Annotated in this window: 15 protein-coding genes and 1 other annotated feature; of the genes, 4 read left to right on the forward strand and 11 right to left on the reverse strand. The window is 37.0% G+C overall.

Annotation, left to right across the window (positions count from 1 at the left end; translation table 11 throughout):
• Nucleotides 1-19: 19 nt before the first annotated feature.
• The 7 genes from L323_RS36900 to L323_RS36930 form a co-directional block, all read right to left on the reverse strand.
• Complete coding sequence (locus tag L323_RS36900; protein WP_020816708.1) at nt 20-460, reverse strand: ACT domain-containing protein; 441 nt, start codon at nt 458-460, stop codon at nt 20-22.
• 126 nt (nt 461-586) lie between these two features.
• Nucleotides 587-2,110, reverse strand: a complete 1,524-nt coding sequence (gene thrC, locus L323_RS36905) for a threonine synthase (RefSeq protein ID WP_020816709.1) — start codon at nt 2,108-2,110, stop codon at nt 587-589.
• A gap of 163 nt (nt 2,111-2,273) precedes the next feature.
• A complete protein-coding gene (locus tag L323_RS36910) occupies nt 2,274-3,359 on the reverse strand; it encodes a patatin-like phospholipase family protein (protein ID WP_020816710.1) in 1,086 nt (361 codons plus the stop codon).
• A gap of 157 nt (nt 3,360-3,516) precedes the next feature.
• Complete coding sequence (locus tag L323_RS36915; protein WP_020816711.1) at nt 3,517-4,644, reverse strand: tetratricopeptide repeat protein; 1,128 nt, start codon at nt 4,642-4,644, stop codon at nt 3,517-3,519.
• Between the two features lie 33 nt (nt 4,645-4,677).
• Nucleotides 4,678-5,952 (reverse strand): bifunctional folylpolyglutamate synthase/dihydrofolate synthase, encoded by a 1,275-nt coding sequence (locus L323_RS36920; protein ID WP_020816712.1) that lies wholly within the window; start codon nt 5,950-5,952, stop codon nt 4,678-4,680.
• Nucleotides 5,953-6,050: 98 nt separating this feature from the next.
• Nucleotides 6,051-6,635 carry a hypothetical protein gene (locus L323_RS36925; RefSeq protein ID WP_020816713.1) on the reverse strand — a complete coding sequence of 195 codons (585 nt, stop codon included), beginning with the start codon at nt 6,633-6,635 and terminating at the stop codon, nt 6,051-6,053.
• A gap of 148 nt (nt 6,636-6,783) precedes the next feature.
• On the reverse strand, nt 6,784-8,136 hold the full coding sequence (locus L323_RS36930; protein WP_020816714.1) for a glucose-6-phosphate isomerase: 1,353 nt from the start codon (nt 8,134-8,136) through the stop codon (nt 6,784-6,786).
• A gap of 221 nt (nt 8,137-8,357) precedes the next feature.
• Here L323_RS36930 and L323_RS36935 point away from each other — a divergent pair, with 221 nt between their 5' ends.
• Entirely contained in the window at nt 8,358-8,588 is a 231-nt protein-coding gene (locus L323_RS36935; RefSeq protein WP_020816715.1) for an alpha/beta-type small acid-soluble spore protein, read from the forward strand.
• A 104-nt stretch (nt 8,589-8,692) separates the two neighbouring features.
• Here the strand turns inward: L323_RS36935 and pheT are convergent, their stop codons facing one another.
• Both pheT and pheS read right to left on the reverse strand, forming a co-directional pair.
• Complete coding sequence (gene pheT / locus L323_RS36940) at nt 8,693-11,074, reverse strand: phenylalanine--tRNA ligase subunit beta (RefSeq protein WP_020816716.1); 2,382 nt, start codon at nt 11,072-11,074, stop codon at nt 8,693-8,695.
• A 12-nt stretch (nt 11,075-11,086) separates the two neighbouring features.
• Nucleotides 11,087-12,118, reverse strand: a complete 1,032-nt coding sequence (pheS, locus tag L323_RS36945) for a phenylalanine--tRNA ligase subunit alpha (RefSeq protein WP_020816717.1) — start codon at nt 12,116-12,118, stop codon at nt 11,087-11,089.
• A 268-nt stretch (nt 12,119-12,386) separates the two neighbouring features.
• Nucleotides 12,387-12,630, reverse strand: a binding site (T-box leader).
• A 146-nt stretch (nt 12,631-12,776) separates the two neighbouring features.
• Here pheS and L323_RS36950 point away from each other — a divergent pair.
• From L323_RS36950 to L323_RS36960, 3 genes are read left to right on the forward strand one after another with little or no spacing between them, the layout of a single operon-like run.
• A complete protein-coding gene (locus tag L323_RS36950) occupies nt 12,777-13,490 on the forward strand; it encodes a hypothetical protein (protein ID WP_020816718.1) in 714 nt (237 codons plus the stop codon).
• 57 nt (nt 13,491-13,547) lie between these two features.
• Complete coding sequence (locus tag L323_RS36955; protein ID WP_020816719.1) at nt 13,548-14,492, forward strand: hypothetical protein; 945 nt, start codon at nt 13,548-13,550, stop codon at nt 14,490-14,492.
• A gap of 21 nt (nt 14,493-14,513) precedes the next feature.
• A complete protein-coding gene (locus tag L323_RS36960) occupies nt 14,514-14,864 on the forward strand; it encodes a hypothetical protein (protein WP_020816720.1) in 351 nt (116 codons plus the stop codon).
• A 37-nt stretch (nt 14,865-14,901) separates the two neighbouring features.
• On the opposite strand, the gene L323_RS36965 is transcribed toward L323_RS36960, so the two are convergent.
• Both L323_RS36965 and L323_RS36970 read right to left on the reverse strand, forming a co-directional pair.
• Nucleotides 14,902-17,256: a GH36-type glycosyl hydrolase domain-containing protein gene (locus tag L323_RS36965; RefSeq protein ID WP_020816721.1), complete on the reverse strand. Its 2,355-nt coding sequence runs from the start codon at nt 17,254-17,256 to the stop codon at nt 14,902-14,904.
• Nucleotides 17,257-17,332: 76 nt separating this feature from the next.
• The gene (locus tag L323_RS36970; RefSeq protein WP_020816722.1) at nt 17,333-18,346 is read right to left on the reverse strand and encodes a LacI family DNA-binding transcriptional regulator; all 1,014 of its coding nucleotides are present in this window, start codon (nt 18,344-18,346) and stop codon (nt 17,333-17,335) included.
• Nucleotides 18,347-18,422 lie beyond the last annotated feature (76 nt).

An 18,422-nucleotide genomic window follows, 5' to 3' on the forward strand; every position in this document is an offset into this window, starting at 1 on the left:
TAAATTACATCTTGTTACATTACCTAGCTAATATTTCACTTTTTCTGACACCCTCAACCTTGTTAATCTCTGCTAAAAGGTTTTGAATATCTATTTTCATATTCATTGTTTCAATAGAAATTGTCACATCTGCCAAACCATTTATAGGAATGTTCTGGTTTATTGTCAATATATTTGCACTGGCTGAAGCAATTTTATTTATAATACTCGATAGAATGCCCGAAAAGTCTTCTACAACGAAAAATAACGTTATGACCTTACCCCTTGATGTCTCGTTAAAAGGGAAAACATAATCTTTGTATTTGTAGTAGGCACTTCTGCTGATTCCTACTTCTTTGACGGCATCGTTAACAGTTTTTATTTTACCAAGACTTAGAATTTTTTTAACCTCTATAACCTTTGAAAATATGTCTGGCAAAATAAATGAATCAACTAAAAAAAATATAGATTCTTGTTTCATATTTTCTCCTGTCCGTGTGATACGTACAATTGTGTTTCCTTGGTGTAATATTAGCATATTTTTTCTTTTTATGCAACTAAAAAAGCACTAATCATACAAGATCAGTGCCTTTTTTTATATTTATAATTATTTTTCTGTTTTGATATTTTCTTGAATATTTAATGCATCCTTAACCTTATCAATCATGTTTATCGGCTCGCAAAAATCCTTGTGAAGAACAGGCTTTTTATCCAATTCCTTTAATGGAGCAGGAATTCTAAGGCCTGACTTTTCAGACAGTACAGACAGCAGCTCAAACTCAGTCTTTCCTTTGATCGTCTCTTCTCCTGCAATGGCTTTTACAACACTCTCATTAAATTTGAACGGACTTGCTGTAGAAACAATAACAGCTTTTGTAACATCGCTTGTGGAGATAACATATTTGTCATATACATCCACTGCAACCGCAGTATGGGTGTCAACCACGTATCCAGTCTCCTGGTAAACACTTTCAATTGTTTTTAATGTATCACTGTCATTTGAGTAACCGGCCCAGAATATATTCTGGATTTTCTTTTTGGTATCCTGGTCTACAGTATATGAACCCTCATTTTTAAGCTTGTTCATCCAGTCGCAAACCTTTTCGGCATTATCACCGGTTATAAGATACAAAAGTCGTTCCAGATTACTTGAAATGAGAATATCCATTGATGGAGACAGGGTCTTTTTGAATTCTCTGTTTTTATTGTATTCCCCTGTATTAATAAAATCTGTCAGCACATTATTGTCGTTTGAAGCACAAATAAGCTTGTTAACAGGCAAGCCCATCTGCATTGCATAATATGCAGCCAGAATATTACCGAAATTACCTGTAGGAACAACAAAGTTTATCTTTTCCCCCGCTTTAATTTCACCGTTCTTTATCATATCAGCATATGCTGAAAAATAATATACGATTTGAGGAACCAGTCTGCCCCAGTTTATAGAGTTTGCTGATGAAAACTTGTATCCGTTTTCTTCCATCAATACCGATACATCCTCATCACCGAATATTCTTTTAACACCATTCTGAGCATCATCAAAATTGCCGTTTACAGCTATAGCGTGTACATTACCACCCTCCTGGGTTACCATCTGCATTTTCTGTACCTGACTGACACCTTCGCTTGGGAAAAATACTATAATCTTTGTCCCATTTACATCCTTGAATCCTTCAAGAGCAGCTTTTCCTGTATCTCCTGATGTTGCTACCAGAATAACTATCTCTTCTTTTTCCCCTGTTTTCTTAAGTGCTTTAACAAGAAAATGCGGAAGTATTTGCAGAGCCATATCTTTGAATGCACTTGTAGGCCCATGCCACAGTTCCAGTATATTTACCGAATCATAAAGCTTATGCAAAGGAGCAATATCATTACTTTCGAATTTTTCTGCGGTATAAGCCTTGTTAACACACTCTGAAAGTTCCTCGAAAGTATAATCCTCCAAATAACCTTCCAGTATCTTAACCGCTCTTTCCTGATAACTCATTTCACTCATGAGAGCTATTTGTTCAAGGCTAAACTGAACTGTCTTTTCAGGTACAAACAGACCTCCGTCTGCTGCAATACCTCTCTTTATAGCTTCAGCTGCACTCACACTTCTGCAACTTCCTCTTGTGCTTCGATATAACATTTTTACCTCCTGCCAAATACCCAACCATATATTATTTATGAGATATATTCTTTAGTCTTTAGTGCCTTAGCTTTCTTATTCTCATTAAACTTAATAATATAATAAAAATCGAAAAAAAGCAACGAAGCAGTTAACATTAAAATAACAATTAAAACTATTTACCCTAAATTCTCCATCCTCTGGTTTTCTTCTGCATACTGACAAAAAGCTTCTGAACAGCCAGTTTGCCTTGATTATACAGATAAAGGGATTCTTCGGCAGTTATATCAAAATCCAGAAAGGAGATATCCCCGGTATATATATGAGCAATATTATCTATATTGTAGGAGTTTTTGGGAACCCCCGTGTCATGTGAAGAATGGAGTAATTTTTTTAAAATATGTTCTGCAGAACTGAGACCTTTTGGCTCCTTGCCTTCCAGTTTAAGTCCTATAACTACATTGTTTTCAGTGCTGTCAATGAGCCAAACCGGAAAGTTATCAAGAACACCTCCATCTATTATGTAATGAGTTTTAGGCTTGTTTCCGGCATCTTTGAACTCGATTGTAACCGGGTCAAAAACAAAAGGAACACATGTACTCATCCTGACCGCCTTTGCAACTTCCAGTTTATCAGGGTCAATATTATATAGTGCCATGTCATCTGGAAGAACAATTACTTTACCTGTATTGGCATCAACCGCAGTCATTCTTACCTTGTAACCCCTGGGATTCACCTTATCTGCTATTCCTCCCCGGAAATCACTGAAGGTACGTATTCCCTTGTTGGCAAGGAGCTGAGCAACCCAGCTTTCCAATAGCTCACCATTCAAAAATGCATTCTTTTTACTGAATGCAATCAGGTTTACAAGAAAGTTTCCTCTGGAACCCACAAAGTCTTCCTTGGATTTTCTGACAAGATTCAGTTCTGAGTAATCCTGACGGTGTAGCAATGTTTCCAGATCACTTTCATTCAGAACCCTTTTCTCCTTCTCTATACTTCTCATGCTATTAGCAATGGAGATATTCATTGGGATCTCCCCCATATCTGAAAATGAACTAAAATCGAACTCCTTCATAATCCTGCCTAAATCACTGGAAGTATATCCGGCTCCAATAAGTGATCCTACCAGTGCACCGGCTGAAACACCGGCAATATTGCCTGTTCTTTTATATTTTTTTTCAATTTCGTCATATGCTCCTGCAAAGGCTATGCCTTTTATTCCGCCTCCGCTGAGTACAATATTTACTGTTCGGCTTCTTTTATTCATATACATATCCCTCGATAAAAAACTATCTAATGTATATATATTATGACAGGAAGTTAATTAGTATATTGTACATCCTCTCACTACATGTACAAATTGAAGTAGCAAAAAAGCACTTTTACATGTGGTGGTGTAAAGTGCCTTATAATATACGTAAATGTTATTGTAATGACTCCAGCCTGCTTCTGGCATATTTCACATAAGATGAATCCGGATAGTCTTTTATAAGCTTTTTATATGTTTCTGCTCCCTTTTGAGGCTCATTATTAGCCACATAACTTTTACCCAGTACGTAGAGAGCCTTGTCCCCAAAAGACCATTTTGCTCCATAGGTAAACACCTTTTCCAGTTTCTGAATTGCCTCTTTGTATTTCTTTTTATTAAAAAGGCTGGTTCCCTCTACGGTTAATTGGTTTGCTGCGTTTTTCAGTACATTAGCTTTGATGGAATCATATTTCTTTTTACTATCTGCGGACAAGTCTTTTGCCGGTATTGCTAAAAGCTTATCTGCTGCTTCAATATATTTGTATTGTCCATATAATCCTGATATTTGGGATAACTGTGAAGACAGCTGTATTTGCTTGAGTTTTAAATTAGCTGCATCCAAATCCTTCTTGAGTTTTTCATTTTGAGACACTACCTTGTCGTATTTCTCATTTAACTCGGTATTTACAGTTGTATCCGGCCCGCTTTCATCACTGCGGGTATTTTTATAATTTGCCATGAAAACTGCTATTGCAGCTATAAGACATATAACGCTTAAAATGTTTATGGTTACGGCAACAGAAGGCTTCTTTAACTGTGAACCTAAATTTTTGATTAATACATATTCTGCCTGTACTTCTTCGTTAGAAGGCTTCTTTGGTTTTGCAGATCTGTTTTGGGGAACGGGCTTCTGTGGATTTACTTCGGTTTTTACTGTTTTGGTATTGCCGCTGCCTTTTCCGGGATTACTTCCTCTGCCTATATAATTTAAATATTCTGCTGCTTTAACTGAATTGTCCTCTGCATCTGCGACTCTGCCAAAAAGTTCTTGTGCCTTATCTATCTGATTTGTATACGCATAACATAATCCAAGTAAATTAACTGCATCATAAAAATCCGGATTAACTGAAATTACCTTCTTCAGTTCAATCATGGCTATATCTTCGCTTCCGGTACGCAGATTCTCTATGGCCTTATTGTACCCTTTTACAGAGTCTATTACCTTTTCGGACACGTTCTTTTCCTGGGATAGTTTTTCTATGTCAATAGGAGTAAAACTTCTGATTTCCTGTTTCAAATCCATAACAAAAGCTCCCTTCAAAGTGTTTTAATTTTTCTATTTATAATGTCCTCTTATTTCTCCAATCATATAAAGTGAACCAAAAGCGCTGATAACGCTTTCTTTATCCGCAAGACCAACTGCAATCTGTAATCCATTCTCAATACTCATTCCATCTATTATGCTTTGAGAGTATATTTGTAAAATTTGGGCCAGTTCAGCGGATGGAACGGCTCTCTCATTATTGGGAGTGACGGTAATAATAGTATCTGCTTTACTGCCCAACATATCCATTATTCCTTTAAAATCCTTATCACGTAAAAATCCGACGATAAAAATCTTTTTCTTTTGTGTAAAATACTTGTCCAATGCGGCATTCAGAGCCTGCCCGCCCTCTAAATTATGAGCGCCGTCTATCATCACCAAAGGATTTTCGTTAATTATTTCCAACCTGCCGGGCCACATAGTCTTTTCCAACCCGTCTAATATATTCCTATGTGTAATAGCAAATCCTTTATTACACAAAAGCTCGCAGGTATCAATTGCAACTGCAGCATTTTTCATCTGGTGATCGCCCAATAAACCTATTTTTATGTTTTCATAGTCTTTATAATCAAATATCTGTCCTTCTAAACCGAAAGATTTTTCAGATATCGTTGAAAAATCTACTTTATGTATTTTTGCGTTTTTCTCTTTAGCAACCCTTTTAATTACTTCTTCAGCTTCTTGCTCCTGAGGATAAAGCACAACCGTTCCATTGTGTTTTATTATACCTGCCTTATGTGATGCAATCTCCCCGAGAGTAGCTCCTAATCTATCCGTATGATCCATACTGATTGTGGTAATAACCGATACTTCCGGCAAATCTATTACATTAGTGGAATCTACAATACCTCCAAGGCCTACTTCTAATACTACGAAATCACAGTTTTTTCTGTAGAAAAATTCCATAGCAGCAGCTGTAATGATTTCAAATTCTGTAGGATGTTCAAACCCATTACTTACCATTTCTTTTATTTTCAACTTTATTTGTAAAACCAGTTCAGCCAGCTCATTATTTGATATCTCAGTGTTGTCAACTTTAATTCTTTCTGTAAATCTTTGAATATACGGAGATGTAAACATTCCTGTTCTGTATCCCGATTCAACTAAAATGTTGTTGATAAAAGCTGTTGTAGAACCCTTGCCATTTGTTCCGGCAATATGGATGAACTTTAGTTTTTTATGGGGATTACCCATTAAATCCAAAAGTTTGGTAATTCTGTCAAGCCCGAATATACTGCCAAACTTCAGGGTACCATGTAAATATTCCAATGCAGCTTCATAATTCATGGTAAACCTCCAAATATTATTACGTATAGCCAAATATAATATAACTAAACAATAGCAGTTTTTTTATACACAGTCAATGCGAAACGGTCAGGAGCCTGTTACAGCATGTTTTTATCCAACATACTATTTAATTCTGCCAGACTTTTTGAAGTATTTATTCCCATACTTCCAAGTATTATATGATCAAAAATAACCATACTGCACTTGTTAATACGTTCTTCGTCATCCTCTCTCATGAAGGTTTCCAAATCATTAAATCCCCCTGAGATATAGTACCTTACTCCGTACTCAGGAATCATATCAGTGAATTCTTCATTTCTCCAAATGTTATCGTCGGCAAAAACACAGATTTTCAAACCCTCAACTTTTTTACTCTCAATCGGAACGGATAAGAATGAACGTTTTTTGTCGTAATGAACCTTATTTATTATATAGTTCAGGCTCATTTTTTCTAACACAGCTGTAAGACGCCCAAGTAGGTAGTTCTTTTTATCCTCATCCAAAGTCATCAGTGAACTGTCTATTTCAATAATTATATTTTCATTGCCTTTAAGCGCTGATATTATTTTATTACTGGCACTTTTGTTATTCTGAGTTTTGGAGGAGTACGATATTGTAAAATCTGATATTGCGCCTTTTACTTTTTTATTTTCCGATATTTTTAGCTTTAATGATTTATCCATTGTATTCTCCTTAATGTCCTATTATTGCTTAAATTATATACTTAGCTTTAAAGAATGTGAATATACTTGGGATACTTGCAAAAAAATAAGCATATAACTTTTCACGGTCATATGCTTATTTCCTAATTTAGTACTAAATTTGTATAATTTACTTATCAAGTCTTGCTTCCAGTTCCTTCTTTTGTTCTTCATATCCTGGTTTTCCAAGGAGTGCGAACATATTTTTCTTGTATGCCTCAACACCGGGCTGGTCAAACGGATTAACAGCAAGAAGATACCCGCTTATTCCACAAGCCTTTTCAAAGAAGTATACAAGGTTTCCGAAGTAATACTCATTAAGTTCAGGAACATTAACAATAAGATTAGGTACTCCGCCATCGGTATGTGCAAGGAGTGTTCCTTCAAAGGCTTTATTGTTAACAAATGCCATTTCTTTTCCTGCAAGGAAGTTCAAACCGTCGATATTGTCCTTATCTTCCTTTATTGTTATGCTTTTCTTAGCCTTACCAACATTTATAACAGTTTCAAACAGGTTTCTCAAACCATCCTGTACGTACTGTCCCATGGAATGAAGGTCAGTTGTAAAATCAACCCCTGCAGGGAAAATGCCCTTCTGATCCTTTCCTTCACTTTCTCCGTAAAGCTGCTTCCACCATTCTGTAAAGAAGTGAAGCGATGGCTCATAGTTAACCATAATTTCAATAGTTTTATTCTTGTTATAAAGTGCATTTCTTGCAGCTGCATATCTGTAGCAGTCATTGTTTTTGAATTCAAAGTCCTTGTACTGATTGTATGCGTCAAGAGCTCCCTTCATAATCATATCAATATCTGCACCACTAACAGCAATTGGCAGAAGTCCAACAGCTGTCAGAACTGAAAATCTGCCTCCTACATCATCAGGTATTACAAAGGACTCGTAGCCTTCTTCATCAGCAAGTTTCTTTAAAGCTCCCCTAGCCTTGTCTGTAGTAGCATATATTCTTTTCTGAGCTTCCTGCCTGCCATATTTGTTTTCCATGTATTCCTTGAATATTCTGAAAGCGACTGCAGGCTCTGTAGTTGTACCTGATTTTGATATAACGTTAACTGATACTTCTTTACCTTCTATTAATTCCAAAAGGTCAGAAAGATAAGTAGAACTGATGTTATTTCCTACAAAGTAGATTTCAGGGGTTTTTCTCTTGTCCTTTGGCAACATATTATAAAAAGAATGTGAAAGCATTTCTATTGCTGCTCTTGCACCAAGGTATGAACCCCCGATTCCTATAACTATCAACACATCAGAATCGGATTTGATTTTTTCAGCTGACTTCTTTATACGTGCAAATTCATCTTTATCGTAATTTAATGGTAAATCAACCCATCCTAAAAAATCACTTCCAGGACCATTTTTTTCGTGAAGCATTTTGTGTGCTTGTTCTACGTAGCCCTCGAAATAGTTAATCTCATAATCGCTAACAAAGCCAGAAGCTTTGGAGCTGTCAAATGTTACTTTTTCCATAAGTACCCTCCTAAATTGCTCTTTTGCTAAAGAATTTTATCTTTACTAGTATAACATTAGGTCTTAGCAAATAAAAGTTATATTTCCTTTTTTTATCATAAAAGAAATGTTCTTAGAACCAATTCGAGTAATATTTACATGTAACAAAATCAGCGATGTTGACAAAACTACATTTAAACGGAAGGTTTCCGTTAATAATATGAACAAAAAGGAGAATATTTATGTCGAGACCTAAAACACCACTTGTGGAAGACAGCAGAGAAGCTCTTACCAGATTTAAAATGGAGTGTGCTGCTGAAATTGGCAGAACTCAATTTACCAAAGAAAACAACGACCACTACAAGGGAGATTTGACAGCAAGACAGAACGGCTCTGAAGGCGGTCCTATTGGTGGACAAATGGTTAAGAGAATGATTGAAGCCTATGAAAGTCAGTTGAAAAATCAAGAATAAATGTATAAATAAAAAACAAGCACATTAGCTAGAAACTAGTGTTAATAGAGCTTTTTGCTAATGTGCTTTATTTTTCTCAATCTATATCAGTAACTACTACATCCCTATCTGAGGGTGTAACCAATTCCCGCCATATAATTCAGCAGGCTGTTTGCAAATTCATTTATATCCTCACTGGAAAGGGTTTTTTCAGCTGAACCGATTACAAATCTGAAAGTCATACTCTTTTTTCCTTCAGGTAAACCTTTTCCATTGTATATTGTAACGAATTCAAAACCGTTTAGTATCTTTGACTTGAAGCCTCTGATGTCCTGCATCATCTTGTCAAATGTTACACTATTGTCAACCAGGAAGCTGTAGTCAAGAAGAACTTCCGGATATTTTGACGGTTCTTTGTATTTAACCAGTTTTTGTTCAATACTCTGGAGAACATCCCTGTTTATCTCAAACACTGCAATGTTCAGTTTCTTGCCGATGTTTTTCTTAATCATGGGGTGAACTACCGAAATGTATCCCATCATGTTCCCGTTAAAGCTTACATCAACTGATTTCATAGGATGAACCCAGTTATGTCCACTTGTACTTGCAGTAAATTCAAGATCAATATTTTTTACGGTTTTGGCAATAAAGGAGAGCATTCCTTTCAATTCATAGAAAAGCTCATCTTCACTTTTAATCTTGCTGGCAACCAAAACACATATATTCTTGTGCTGTTCACACTTTTCTTTTGGGGTTGCAGCTTTGAATACACTGCCAATTTCAAACAATGAAAAATCGTCATATGTCTTTTCATTTTTTTCAGCAAATGAAAGCATTTCCGGAACCATACTATCTCTCAAGGTATTGGAATCCTGAGCCTGAGGGTTCAGAACCTTTACTTGTGCATTAGTTTCAATACCTGCTCTTGAATTGAAAGTATTATCATACCATATATAGCTGTTGACCTCAGAAGCACCAAATCTTTCTGAAAGCAGTTCCTTTATTTTGTGGTCAAGAAGTCTTTCTTCATTATATTGCAGCGGTTTTAAGGCAATATCAAGAGTCTGAGGCTGAATGTTGTCATAACCGAAAACTCTTGTTATTTCTTCAATTATATCTACCTTCATAGTTATATCCTTTGTTGCTCTGAAGGTTGGAACTTTTATTCTGAAAGTATCTCCGTCCACGTCAACCTTGAATTCCAGAGCACGGAGTATCTCAACCATTTTTTCGGTAGTCAGGGTGTTTCCGATATACTTGTCAATATACGGTTTGGTTATTTCTATATCAATTGGTTCTAGCTTATTGCAATAAATATCTGTTAAAGCTGATGCAAACTGTATATCAGGCTGCATATCACGTAGGAGTTTTACAAACCTTTGTATTGCCTGAACCGTCAAATTGGGGTCAAGCATTTTTTCATACCTTGCACTTGCTTCTGTACGAAGCCCTATTTTAGTTGAGCTTTTTCTGGTTGATGAACCCTCAAAAGTAGCAGATTCCAGTAATATTGAAGTGGTATCTTCCAGTACCTCTGAATTTTCCCCACCCATTATACCTGCTATTGCAACAGGACGCTCCTTTGTGCAAATAAGCAGTACATCCTCAGGGAGCTTTCTCTCAACTCCGTCCAAAGTTGTAAATGGTGTAATTTCTTTTGTGGAGCGAACAACTATTCCGCTTTCAACCTGTCTGCTGTCAAATGCATGCATAGGCTGGCCCATTTCAAGCATAAGATAGTTAGTTAAATCAACAAGCGGAGATATTGATCTCATTCCACAGTAGAAAAGCCTTACCTTCATATTCAACGGAGTTTCCAGTTTCTTTACGCCATCTATTTTGAGCCCTGAATATCTGAGGCATTTCTCTGTATCCTCAACACTTATATCCAGTTTTGCCTTTTCCTCGGAACCTTCCAGACTATCAAGGTTCATTGGCTTTAGCTCTCTGCCGTAAATAGCTGCAATTTCACGGGCAATTCCATAGTGTCCCCACAGGTCAGGCCTGTTAGTAAGCGACTTGTTGTCTATCTCAACTATTACATCATCAATATCAATTATTGATTTTATGTCAGTACCCGGTGCATAATCGCCGTCCAGAACAAGAAGCCCGCTGTGATCATCACTGATTCCCAACTCTGAAGCAGAACACAGCATACCAAAGCTTTCAACTCCCACAAGCTTTGCTTTTCCAATTTTTGGTACTTTATTTACAGAACCTCCGATTTTTACTAAAGGTACCAGAATTCCCTCGGCTACATTAGGAGCTCCGCAAACAATCTGAATTACACCATCTCCGGAATCTACCTGTGTAATTTTCAACTTTTTAGATTCAGGATGGGGAACTACACTTAAAACCTTAGCCACAACTACGTTTTTTATGTCCTGCCCCACAAACTCCACATCTTCTACTTCAGCTGTGGACATGGTAAACCTATACCATAATTCCTTTATATCAATGCCTTCTAAATCAACATAATCTTTAATCCAGTTTAATGATATTTTCAACCTTTTTCCCTCCTATCTTACCGAAAATTGTTCCATAGCTCTTAAATCACCTGAATTAAGAACACGGATATCACTTATTCCATATTTCATCATTGCAAGTCTTGTAAGTCCAAGTCCGAATGCAAAACCTGTATATTCCTCAGGGTCTATGCCACCGTAGCGGAGTACATTGGGATGAACCATTCCACAAGGCAGTAATTCTATCCAGCCCGAATGCTTACAGGTAGGACAGCCTTTTCCGCCACAAATCATACAGTTCAAGTCAAGTTCAAAGCCCGGTTCAACGAATGGGAAAAACCCGGGTCTTAGTCTTATTTTAACGTCTCTCTGAAATACCTCTGACAAAAGCAGCTTCATAACATAAATGAGATTTGCAATTGATACGTTTTTATCAATCATCATTCCTTCTAACTGGAAAAATGTATTTTCATGAGAAGCATCAGTACTTTCATTTCTGAAACATCTTCCCGGAGCAATTACCTTGAGAGGTGCTCCGTACTTCTGCATTGCCCTAACCTGGCATGGAGATGTATGGGTTCTCAGCAAAGAGCCGTTTTCCAGCCAGTACGTGTCCTGCATATCTCTTGCGGGATGGTGCTTTGGTATATTTAATGCTTCAAAATTGAAGAATTCTTCCTCTGCCTCAGGCCCATCAACTATATTGAAGCCCATTCCCGTAAATATTCTTTCAATTTCCTTTTGAACAATAGTTACAGGGTGCAAAGAACCAAGCTTGAAGTTAGTACCCGGTAAAGATATATCAAAGTTTGACCCACTGGATAAAGACTTCTTTACATCATTTGCACTAAGCTCCTTAAATTTTCCTTCAATTATTTCAGTTAATTCATTTTTCAATGCGTTCGCTTCCTGCCCGAACTGCTTTCTTTCCTCAATATCCATATTCTTGAGGTCCTTTAGCATTTCAGTCAATTCACCTTTTTTGCCCAGCAGCTTTACTCTGAGTTCTTCTACCTCTGTACTGCTGACGGCTTCCTTGATCCTGCCGATGGCAGTATCTCTTAACTTACTGATTTTTTCAATCACTTCTATTATCTCCTTTCATTACTTACTGTCACAAAATAACAAAGGTGGCAAGGCCACTTTTGTTTGCGCATGTGCCTTTCCTCGCAGATAATGTTTTCATTGCACTTATTAGCCAAGGAAAATTTGGCACGCGCATAAATTAATAGTTTTTTATTGTCTAGGAAAACTTTTACATTTGTCTTATACTCCTTAATCCGTGGGCTTTCCAATACTCATTTTTTACAAAAAACTTTATACTATCCTAGGCAATAAAAAACCTCCGCCCCAATAAAGGGACGAAGGATATCTTCGCGGTACCACCCGAATTTCCGGATACGATTACCCGGACTCTTTTATAAATATAACGGTTTTAACCGGCAACCTCTACAAATGATAAAAAATCATATCACGGTTCAAAGCTGCAGCTTCGGAGGGAACTTGGGCAAGTCGTATAATAAAGGTACTTTCAGCCGATGATACCTTCTCTCTGAAATATTCGTCTCTCGCTTACTTTTCTCCATCATTGCCATTGGATTATAATTTCAAAACCACATATATAAAGGTATTATAGCAACTTAGTACAAAACAATCAAGGCAGAATTTTGCATGTTTATATTTGACTACAGCTTTTCCAAATTATATAATGGTTGGGAAATATTTTATAATTTATGAGGTTTTCATGGATTCTGCAGAAAAAATAAGTTTTACGTTAAAGTGTGTATTTACAGGTGCACCGATTTCTTTGGTTTTAATTATGCTTTACAATCTTTTTATTTATATTCAACAAAAAACATTTATGTCCACGGGAGATTTACTGTTAGTTAGTTCAGGCTTTCTGAAATGGGTATTTGTTTTGTATGGTTTTGCTGTATTTTTTATAATTATCTCTCGTGAAGAAACAGCTTATTTTCCTGTTTTAATCTACAAAATCATAACACGATTGGGTACTAAGAAAGTCTTTCTGATTATTTCTGTTATTTTCTTAATAACAGTAACTCAAATGTTTTCTACATATGCCAAGGTAAACGAGAATGAAATAGCATCATGCAATGGTTTTATTCATAAAACCCAGACATATAGCTGGAAGGATATAAATAATGCGGAGGTTTACTGTTCATACAACAGAAAATCTACTTCAAAAGTTGACCTTCACTATGTTTTAAAGTTTAAAAACGGCAAGGAGATAGATTTGGCAAGTTCAAAGCAATTCTGGAAAAATATATTGAAGGTTGACAGTATTCTTATACGAAAAGGCACTATTATTTCAAGAGGACTTATAGACTACGGAACCAGTCTTAATATCCTGAAGGACAGTGATTATTACAAGGAAAACGAAAATGTATTGAAGAAAATAATATATGTAGTTGATACACCACCTATACATATTACCTGAAAATTTAGAATATGGTTCTTTATACTAAAATAATTTAAATAACCGGAGGGGACTAAAATGGACAACAAGCAATTACAGGAAATAAAAGACCGTCTCGAAGTACTTCCTGTACTGGAACATAGAATGGAAAATCTTCGTGGAAAAGTATCTGTTGCCAAGGCCAATGTGAATACTCTTCTTCATAAATTTGAAGCTGAATCTCTGGATGTGGAAAATATAAAAAAGGATTCCTTGGCAAACTCTCTACGAAAACTTCTTGGAAAATACGAGGGAAAAGTAAATAAGGAAACTCAGGAAATGTTTGCTGCCAAAATGGAGTATGATAGGGCTACCGAAAATGTAAGTGTATTGTGCAAGGAAGAATCAGAACTAAATGTTAGGCTGTCTGAACTTTACGAATTGAAACACACAGTAGAGGATGAATTGGCAAAACGTGAGGAATCAATAAAAAATAATATTTCAGCCGAATCATACAAAACGTACACAGAAATAGAGCAAGAGCATGAATTCCTTTCCGGGCAGCTGGTTGAGGCCGAGGAGGCTATCAGGGCCGGTAATAATGTGTTGATTACAGCAGGCAATGCAATGGAGCATCTTAATAAGGCTGAAGATCTGGCTACGCTTGATGTATGGCTGGATGGAGGAATTTGTACTCACAAGGCAAAATATAACCACATTGAAGAAGCACAAAGAAATTTTAACATACTGAATTCACAGGTTAAAAATTTCGAGAGCGAACTACAGGATGTGAATCTGCAGGCTTCGTACCTTTCTTCTGAAATAGATTCTACTACCAGAGCTGTTGATTTCTGGTTTGATAATATTTTTACGGATTTAAAAGTAAGAGACAGAATACGAAGTGATGCTGAAAGTCTAAGAAATCTTATTGATAAAATAAATAAAACATTGAGAATTCTTGAAACCAACAGAAAGGAACTAAAGAAAAACCTGTCCGATAATGAAAGCAAAAAGGCAGACCTTATCTCGTCCATAGAAATATAAGCTTTATAGGAGGCTGCAATAATGATTTGTCCAAAATGTAAAATAGAATATGAAAAAGGTTATACCAAGTGCAGTGACTGTCATATCGACCTTGTAGAACGAGTTGATGTTCCCCAACATGTATACAGAATATCCCAAATCGGATTATCTATGCTTAAATTCGGAATTGCTCTGCTGTTTGTAGGTATATTAGAATTATTGACATTAATCACTTTGAATGATGCAAACATAATCCGCAGGACATATGGCGGAGGCCCCGGAGAAGGAATTTTAAGTGAATTAAATCCGGTTGCCAGACTTTTGATTTATGTACAATTTATTATTTGTCTTATGGTCATTATTTATGGCTTTTTCTCAAAAGAAAGGAATTAGCAAAGGGAGTGCCCCACGGCACTCCCTTTTAATTATCTTATTTCATCACAACCACTACATTGTGTTCTGTTCCAGCCTTAAAAATAGGTATCTTTTCCTCTTCAACGCCGTCTACAATTATCTTTGCTATTCCTGTACAAACCCTGTTTGGATTTTGCACTTCTATATTATAGGTAGCACCCCTGAATACTCTTGTAGCTTTAAAACCTTTCCAGCTAGAAGGAATACAAGGGTCAACTGTCAGTGAATCATAGTTTGCCCTTATTCCCAGTATGTACTGGCTGGAAGCTACCATATTCCATGCAGCCGTTCCTGAAAGCCAGGAATTTCTGCCTATTCCGAACTGAGGATGCTCTTTGCCCAGAATATTCTGACAATAGACATAAGGCTCCACCTCATAAAGCTCCGCATCATCATTCCTTTTGCCCGGCAAAATCTGATTGTAATACATAAATGCCTTGTCTCCGTGACCAAGCATTACTTCTGAAATCATTACCCAAGGATTTGTGTGAAGGAAAATCCCTCCATTCTCCTTTGTTCCAGGAGGATATGTCGTTACTCCGCCTTTTGTGGTGTCATGCTCCGTGTAAGAAGGATACATGGTTACAATACCGTACTTTGAATTCAGATACTTTTCAACGGATTCCATTGACTGCTCTTCTCTTCCGTTTTCAGCTACTTTGCTTAAAACTGCCCATGACTGGGAATTAATAAATATTTTGCCAAACTTGTTTTCCTTTGAGCCAAGCGGCTGACTGTTGTCATCAAAAGCCCTCTTGTACCATTCTCCATCCCAGCAGGTATCGTTTATGGCCTTCTTCATATCCTCATACATGTTGGAATATTTTTCTATCTTATCCGTCTTTTTTAAGAATTCCAGTATTTCAATCATTTCTATTAATGCCCTGCAATAAAGCATAGACGTAAATACACTTTCTGCAATACCCTTACCTGTATCAAGGTTAAGTGTGTCATTCCAGTCAGCTCGGCCCGCCAGAGCAATATTATGAGGGCCACGGTTATTGTTTGTAAATTCCAAGGCCTTATCAAGGTGCTGCATTACCGTCTGGGAGGTAATTTTATCGTTATACGGAATTTCCATGTTAAGGAAATCAAAATCTCCCGTTTCCTTTATATATGCATTTACAGCAAGTATTAGCCACAGATGGTCATCGGAGTACCAGTCAAATTTCTTGACGGGAGCATCCCCCTGTCCGCCTTCCCCTGTAAGCGGAAAAAACAAATGATATGCCCTTCCGTCTGTGTACTGACATTTAAGAAGCTTTATAATAAGCTCCTTTGCCTCTTCAGGTATGGTATGCATTACCCCCAGTGTATCCTGAGCGCTGTCTCTGATTCCCATACCCCTTCCCAGACCCAGTTGATACAATGAAACAAACCTTGACCAGTTAAAGGTTGTTTTGCACTGATATTGGTTCCATATATTTACAAAAAGATTCATATCCTCATCAGGTGTTTCAACACTGAGCTTGGATATAAAGTCAACCCATGAGCCCTGTAGTCTGCTGAAAGCTGACTTGGCATTTTCCGGCAGAAGGTAATCCTTTATGTCATTTTTTATTTCTGATTTCTCCTCTGCAAATCCAAGTACAAAAACCAACTCACGTTCTTCATTAGGTCCAAGGTCACAATCTATACAAAAAGCTCCTACTCCGTTTGTCCTGTAAGATACGGAATTACTGCAACCTCCCTGTTCTACGGCAATCGGATTGCTTTCGGATCTATACTTTCCTATAAAGGTTTCGAGATTGGTATCAAAGCTGCTTACTTTCTCACCTGTTGCAAAAAAAGCAGAATTGTCACTGATGTGGTGGGGATGCCAGGTGATAATTCCATCATCGAACCTGCCCTGATTAATCTGCTGAACCCAGTCAACATTTTGCTGATCCATGATTGCATCCCAGAAGCAGAATTCGGAGTATGCGAAAATCTGAAGATTCTGCTTTATACTCCGTGTATTTGATACTTTGACAAACCATAGTTCAAAATTCTTATCGTCGGGTACAAAGTATGTAACCTCTCCAATAACCCCTTTATATTCTCCAGTCAGAACAGTATAGCCCAGACCGTGACGGCAGCTGTAACTGTCCAGTTTTTTCTGGACAGGCTGGTATCCGGGGTTCCAGTACTCCCCTGTCTCCTTATTCCTTATATAAATGTACCGTCCGGGTCTGTCCATTGGTATATTGTTGTATCTGTATCGTGTTACCCTGCGATTCTGAGGGTCCTTATGAAAACTGTACCCTCCTCCTGTATTTGAAACTATCCCCCCATAATTTCCGCTGCCTATGTAATTAATCCATGGCGTTGGTGTATCAGGCCTAGTAACAACATACTCTCTGTTCTGTCGATCAAAATATCCGAACCTCATATTTACCTCCTCTGCATACAGTGGGAACGTTCCCATTTTATGCTAAAATATATTATTTTATTAAGCTTTCACCAAGCTATTTCTTTTCACGACAAGATGTACCATGAAATATTTCTGTTTCAAATGAAATAATCTGAGGTTTTGCATTAACGTCCTCAATATTTGTCATCATTAAACCTATTGCAGCCTCAGCTACTTTGTCCATGGGCTGTTTCATAGAAGTCAACCGTATATTTGACGGTATAAACCTGAGTATATCGTAAATATTATCAAAACCAACCACTGATAAATCCTGCGGAACACTTATTCCCAACTCGGCAGCCCTTTGGATTACCTCATATCCCTGCATATCATTAAAAGTAAATATTGCTGTGGGAGGTTCCTTTAATTTTAGCAATTGGTCTACAGATTTGCATCCGCTTTGCTCGCCGGAATCTGTATGTATGACGTATTCCTTGTTGTAGGCTAAACCGTTTTCGTTTAAGGCTTTTATATAGCCGTTAAGCCTTTCCAACGCAACCTTGTGGTTTATATTTCCGGTAATGTGTGCAATTTTACGATGTCCCAGCTTAACCAGATAGTTTACAACATTTACTGCTCCCGAAAAGTTGTCAATTATTACATCATTTACATTTATATCGTTAAAGTAATTCTCTATTAATACTAATGGAAAACCTGTTTTTAGAATTTTCTTAACCAACTCTCTGTCTCTTGTGTCACTTCCAAAAAGTATAAGTCCGTCTGCAGCACCTCCAGTGAAGTACTGAACATATCTGGATTTGGACTCATAATTGTCGTTTGAGCTACAGAAAACTACATTGTAGTTATATAGAGCAGCATATTTCTCCAGATAATTTGCAAGTTTGAGATACACAGAAGCATTAAACTCATTTAAAACTACTCCGATAACTCCGGATTTTCTTGAAACCAGACTCCTGGCAGCATGATTTGGAACGTAATTTAGCTTTTTTATGGCTTCCTGTACCTTTATACGGGTTTCCTCCCTGACACCGGGCTGATTATTTATTACCCTTGAAACCGTAGTTTTTGATACACCTGCCATTCTCGCTATATCAAAAATATTGTTCAAAAATTCCTCCATGAAATTTGATAAAAATGGGAACGTTCCCATTCAAGAATATTATATACGGGTTTTGGTAAATCTA

The organism is Ruminiclostridium papyrosolvens C7 (genome assembly GCF_000421965.1).
GTDB classification, from domain to species: domain Bacteria; phylum Bacillota; class Clostridia; order Acetivibrionales; family DSM-1351; genus Ruminiclostridium; species Ruminiclostridium papyrosolvens_A.

Excerpts from the sequence above, each read along its gene's own strand:
- thrC (WP_020816709.1), bottom strand. The coding sequence starts at position 2,110 with ATGTTATATCGAAGCACAAGAGGAAGTTGCAGAAGTGTGAGTGCAGCT.
- L323_RS36925 (WP_020816713.1), bottom strand. The coding sequence starts at position 6,635 with ATGGATAAATCATTAAAGCTAAAAATATCGGAAAATAAAAAAGTAAAA.
- L323_RS36965 (WP_020816721.1), bottom strand. The coding sequence starts at position 17,256 with ATGAGGTTCGGATATTTTGATCGACAGAACAGAGAGTATGTTGTTACT.
- L323_RS36955 (WP_020816719.1), top strand. The coding sequence starts at position 13,548 with ATGGACAACAAGCAATTACAGGAAATAAAAGACCGTCTCGAAGTACTT.
- L323_RS36920 (WP_020816712.1), bottom strand. The coding sequence starts at position 5,952 with ATGAATTATGAAGCTGCATTGGAATATTTACATGGTACCCTGAAGTTT.
- L323_RS36960 (WP_020816720.1), top strand. The coding sequence starts at position 14,514 with ATGATTTGTCCAAAATGTAAAATAGAATATGAAAAAGGTTATACCAAG.
- L323_RS36950 (WP_020816718.1), top strand. The coding sequence starts at position 12,777 with ATGGATTCTGCAGAAAAAATAAGTTTTACGTTAAAGTGTGTATTTACA.
- L323_RS36900 (WP_020816708.1), bottom strand. The coding sequence starts at position 460 with ATGAAACAAGAATCTATATTTTTTTTAGTTGATTCATTTATTTTGCCA.
- L323_RS36915 (WP_020816711.1), bottom strand. The coding sequence starts at position 4,644 with ATGGATTTGAAACAGGAAATCAGAAGTTTTACTCCTATTGACATAGAA.
- L323_RS36930 (WP_020816714.1), bottom strand. The coding sequence starts at position 8,136 with ATGGAAAAAGTAACATTTGACAGCTCCAAAGCTTCTGGCTTTGTTAGC.
- L323_RS36910 (WP_020816710.1), bottom strand. The coding sequence starts at position 3,359 with ATGAATAAAAGAAGCCGAACAGTAAATATTGTACTCAGCGGAGGCGGA.
- L323_RS36935 (WP_020816715.1), top strand. The coding sequence starts at position 8,358 with ATGTCGAGACCTAAAACACCACTTGTGGAAGACAGCAGAGAAGCTCTT.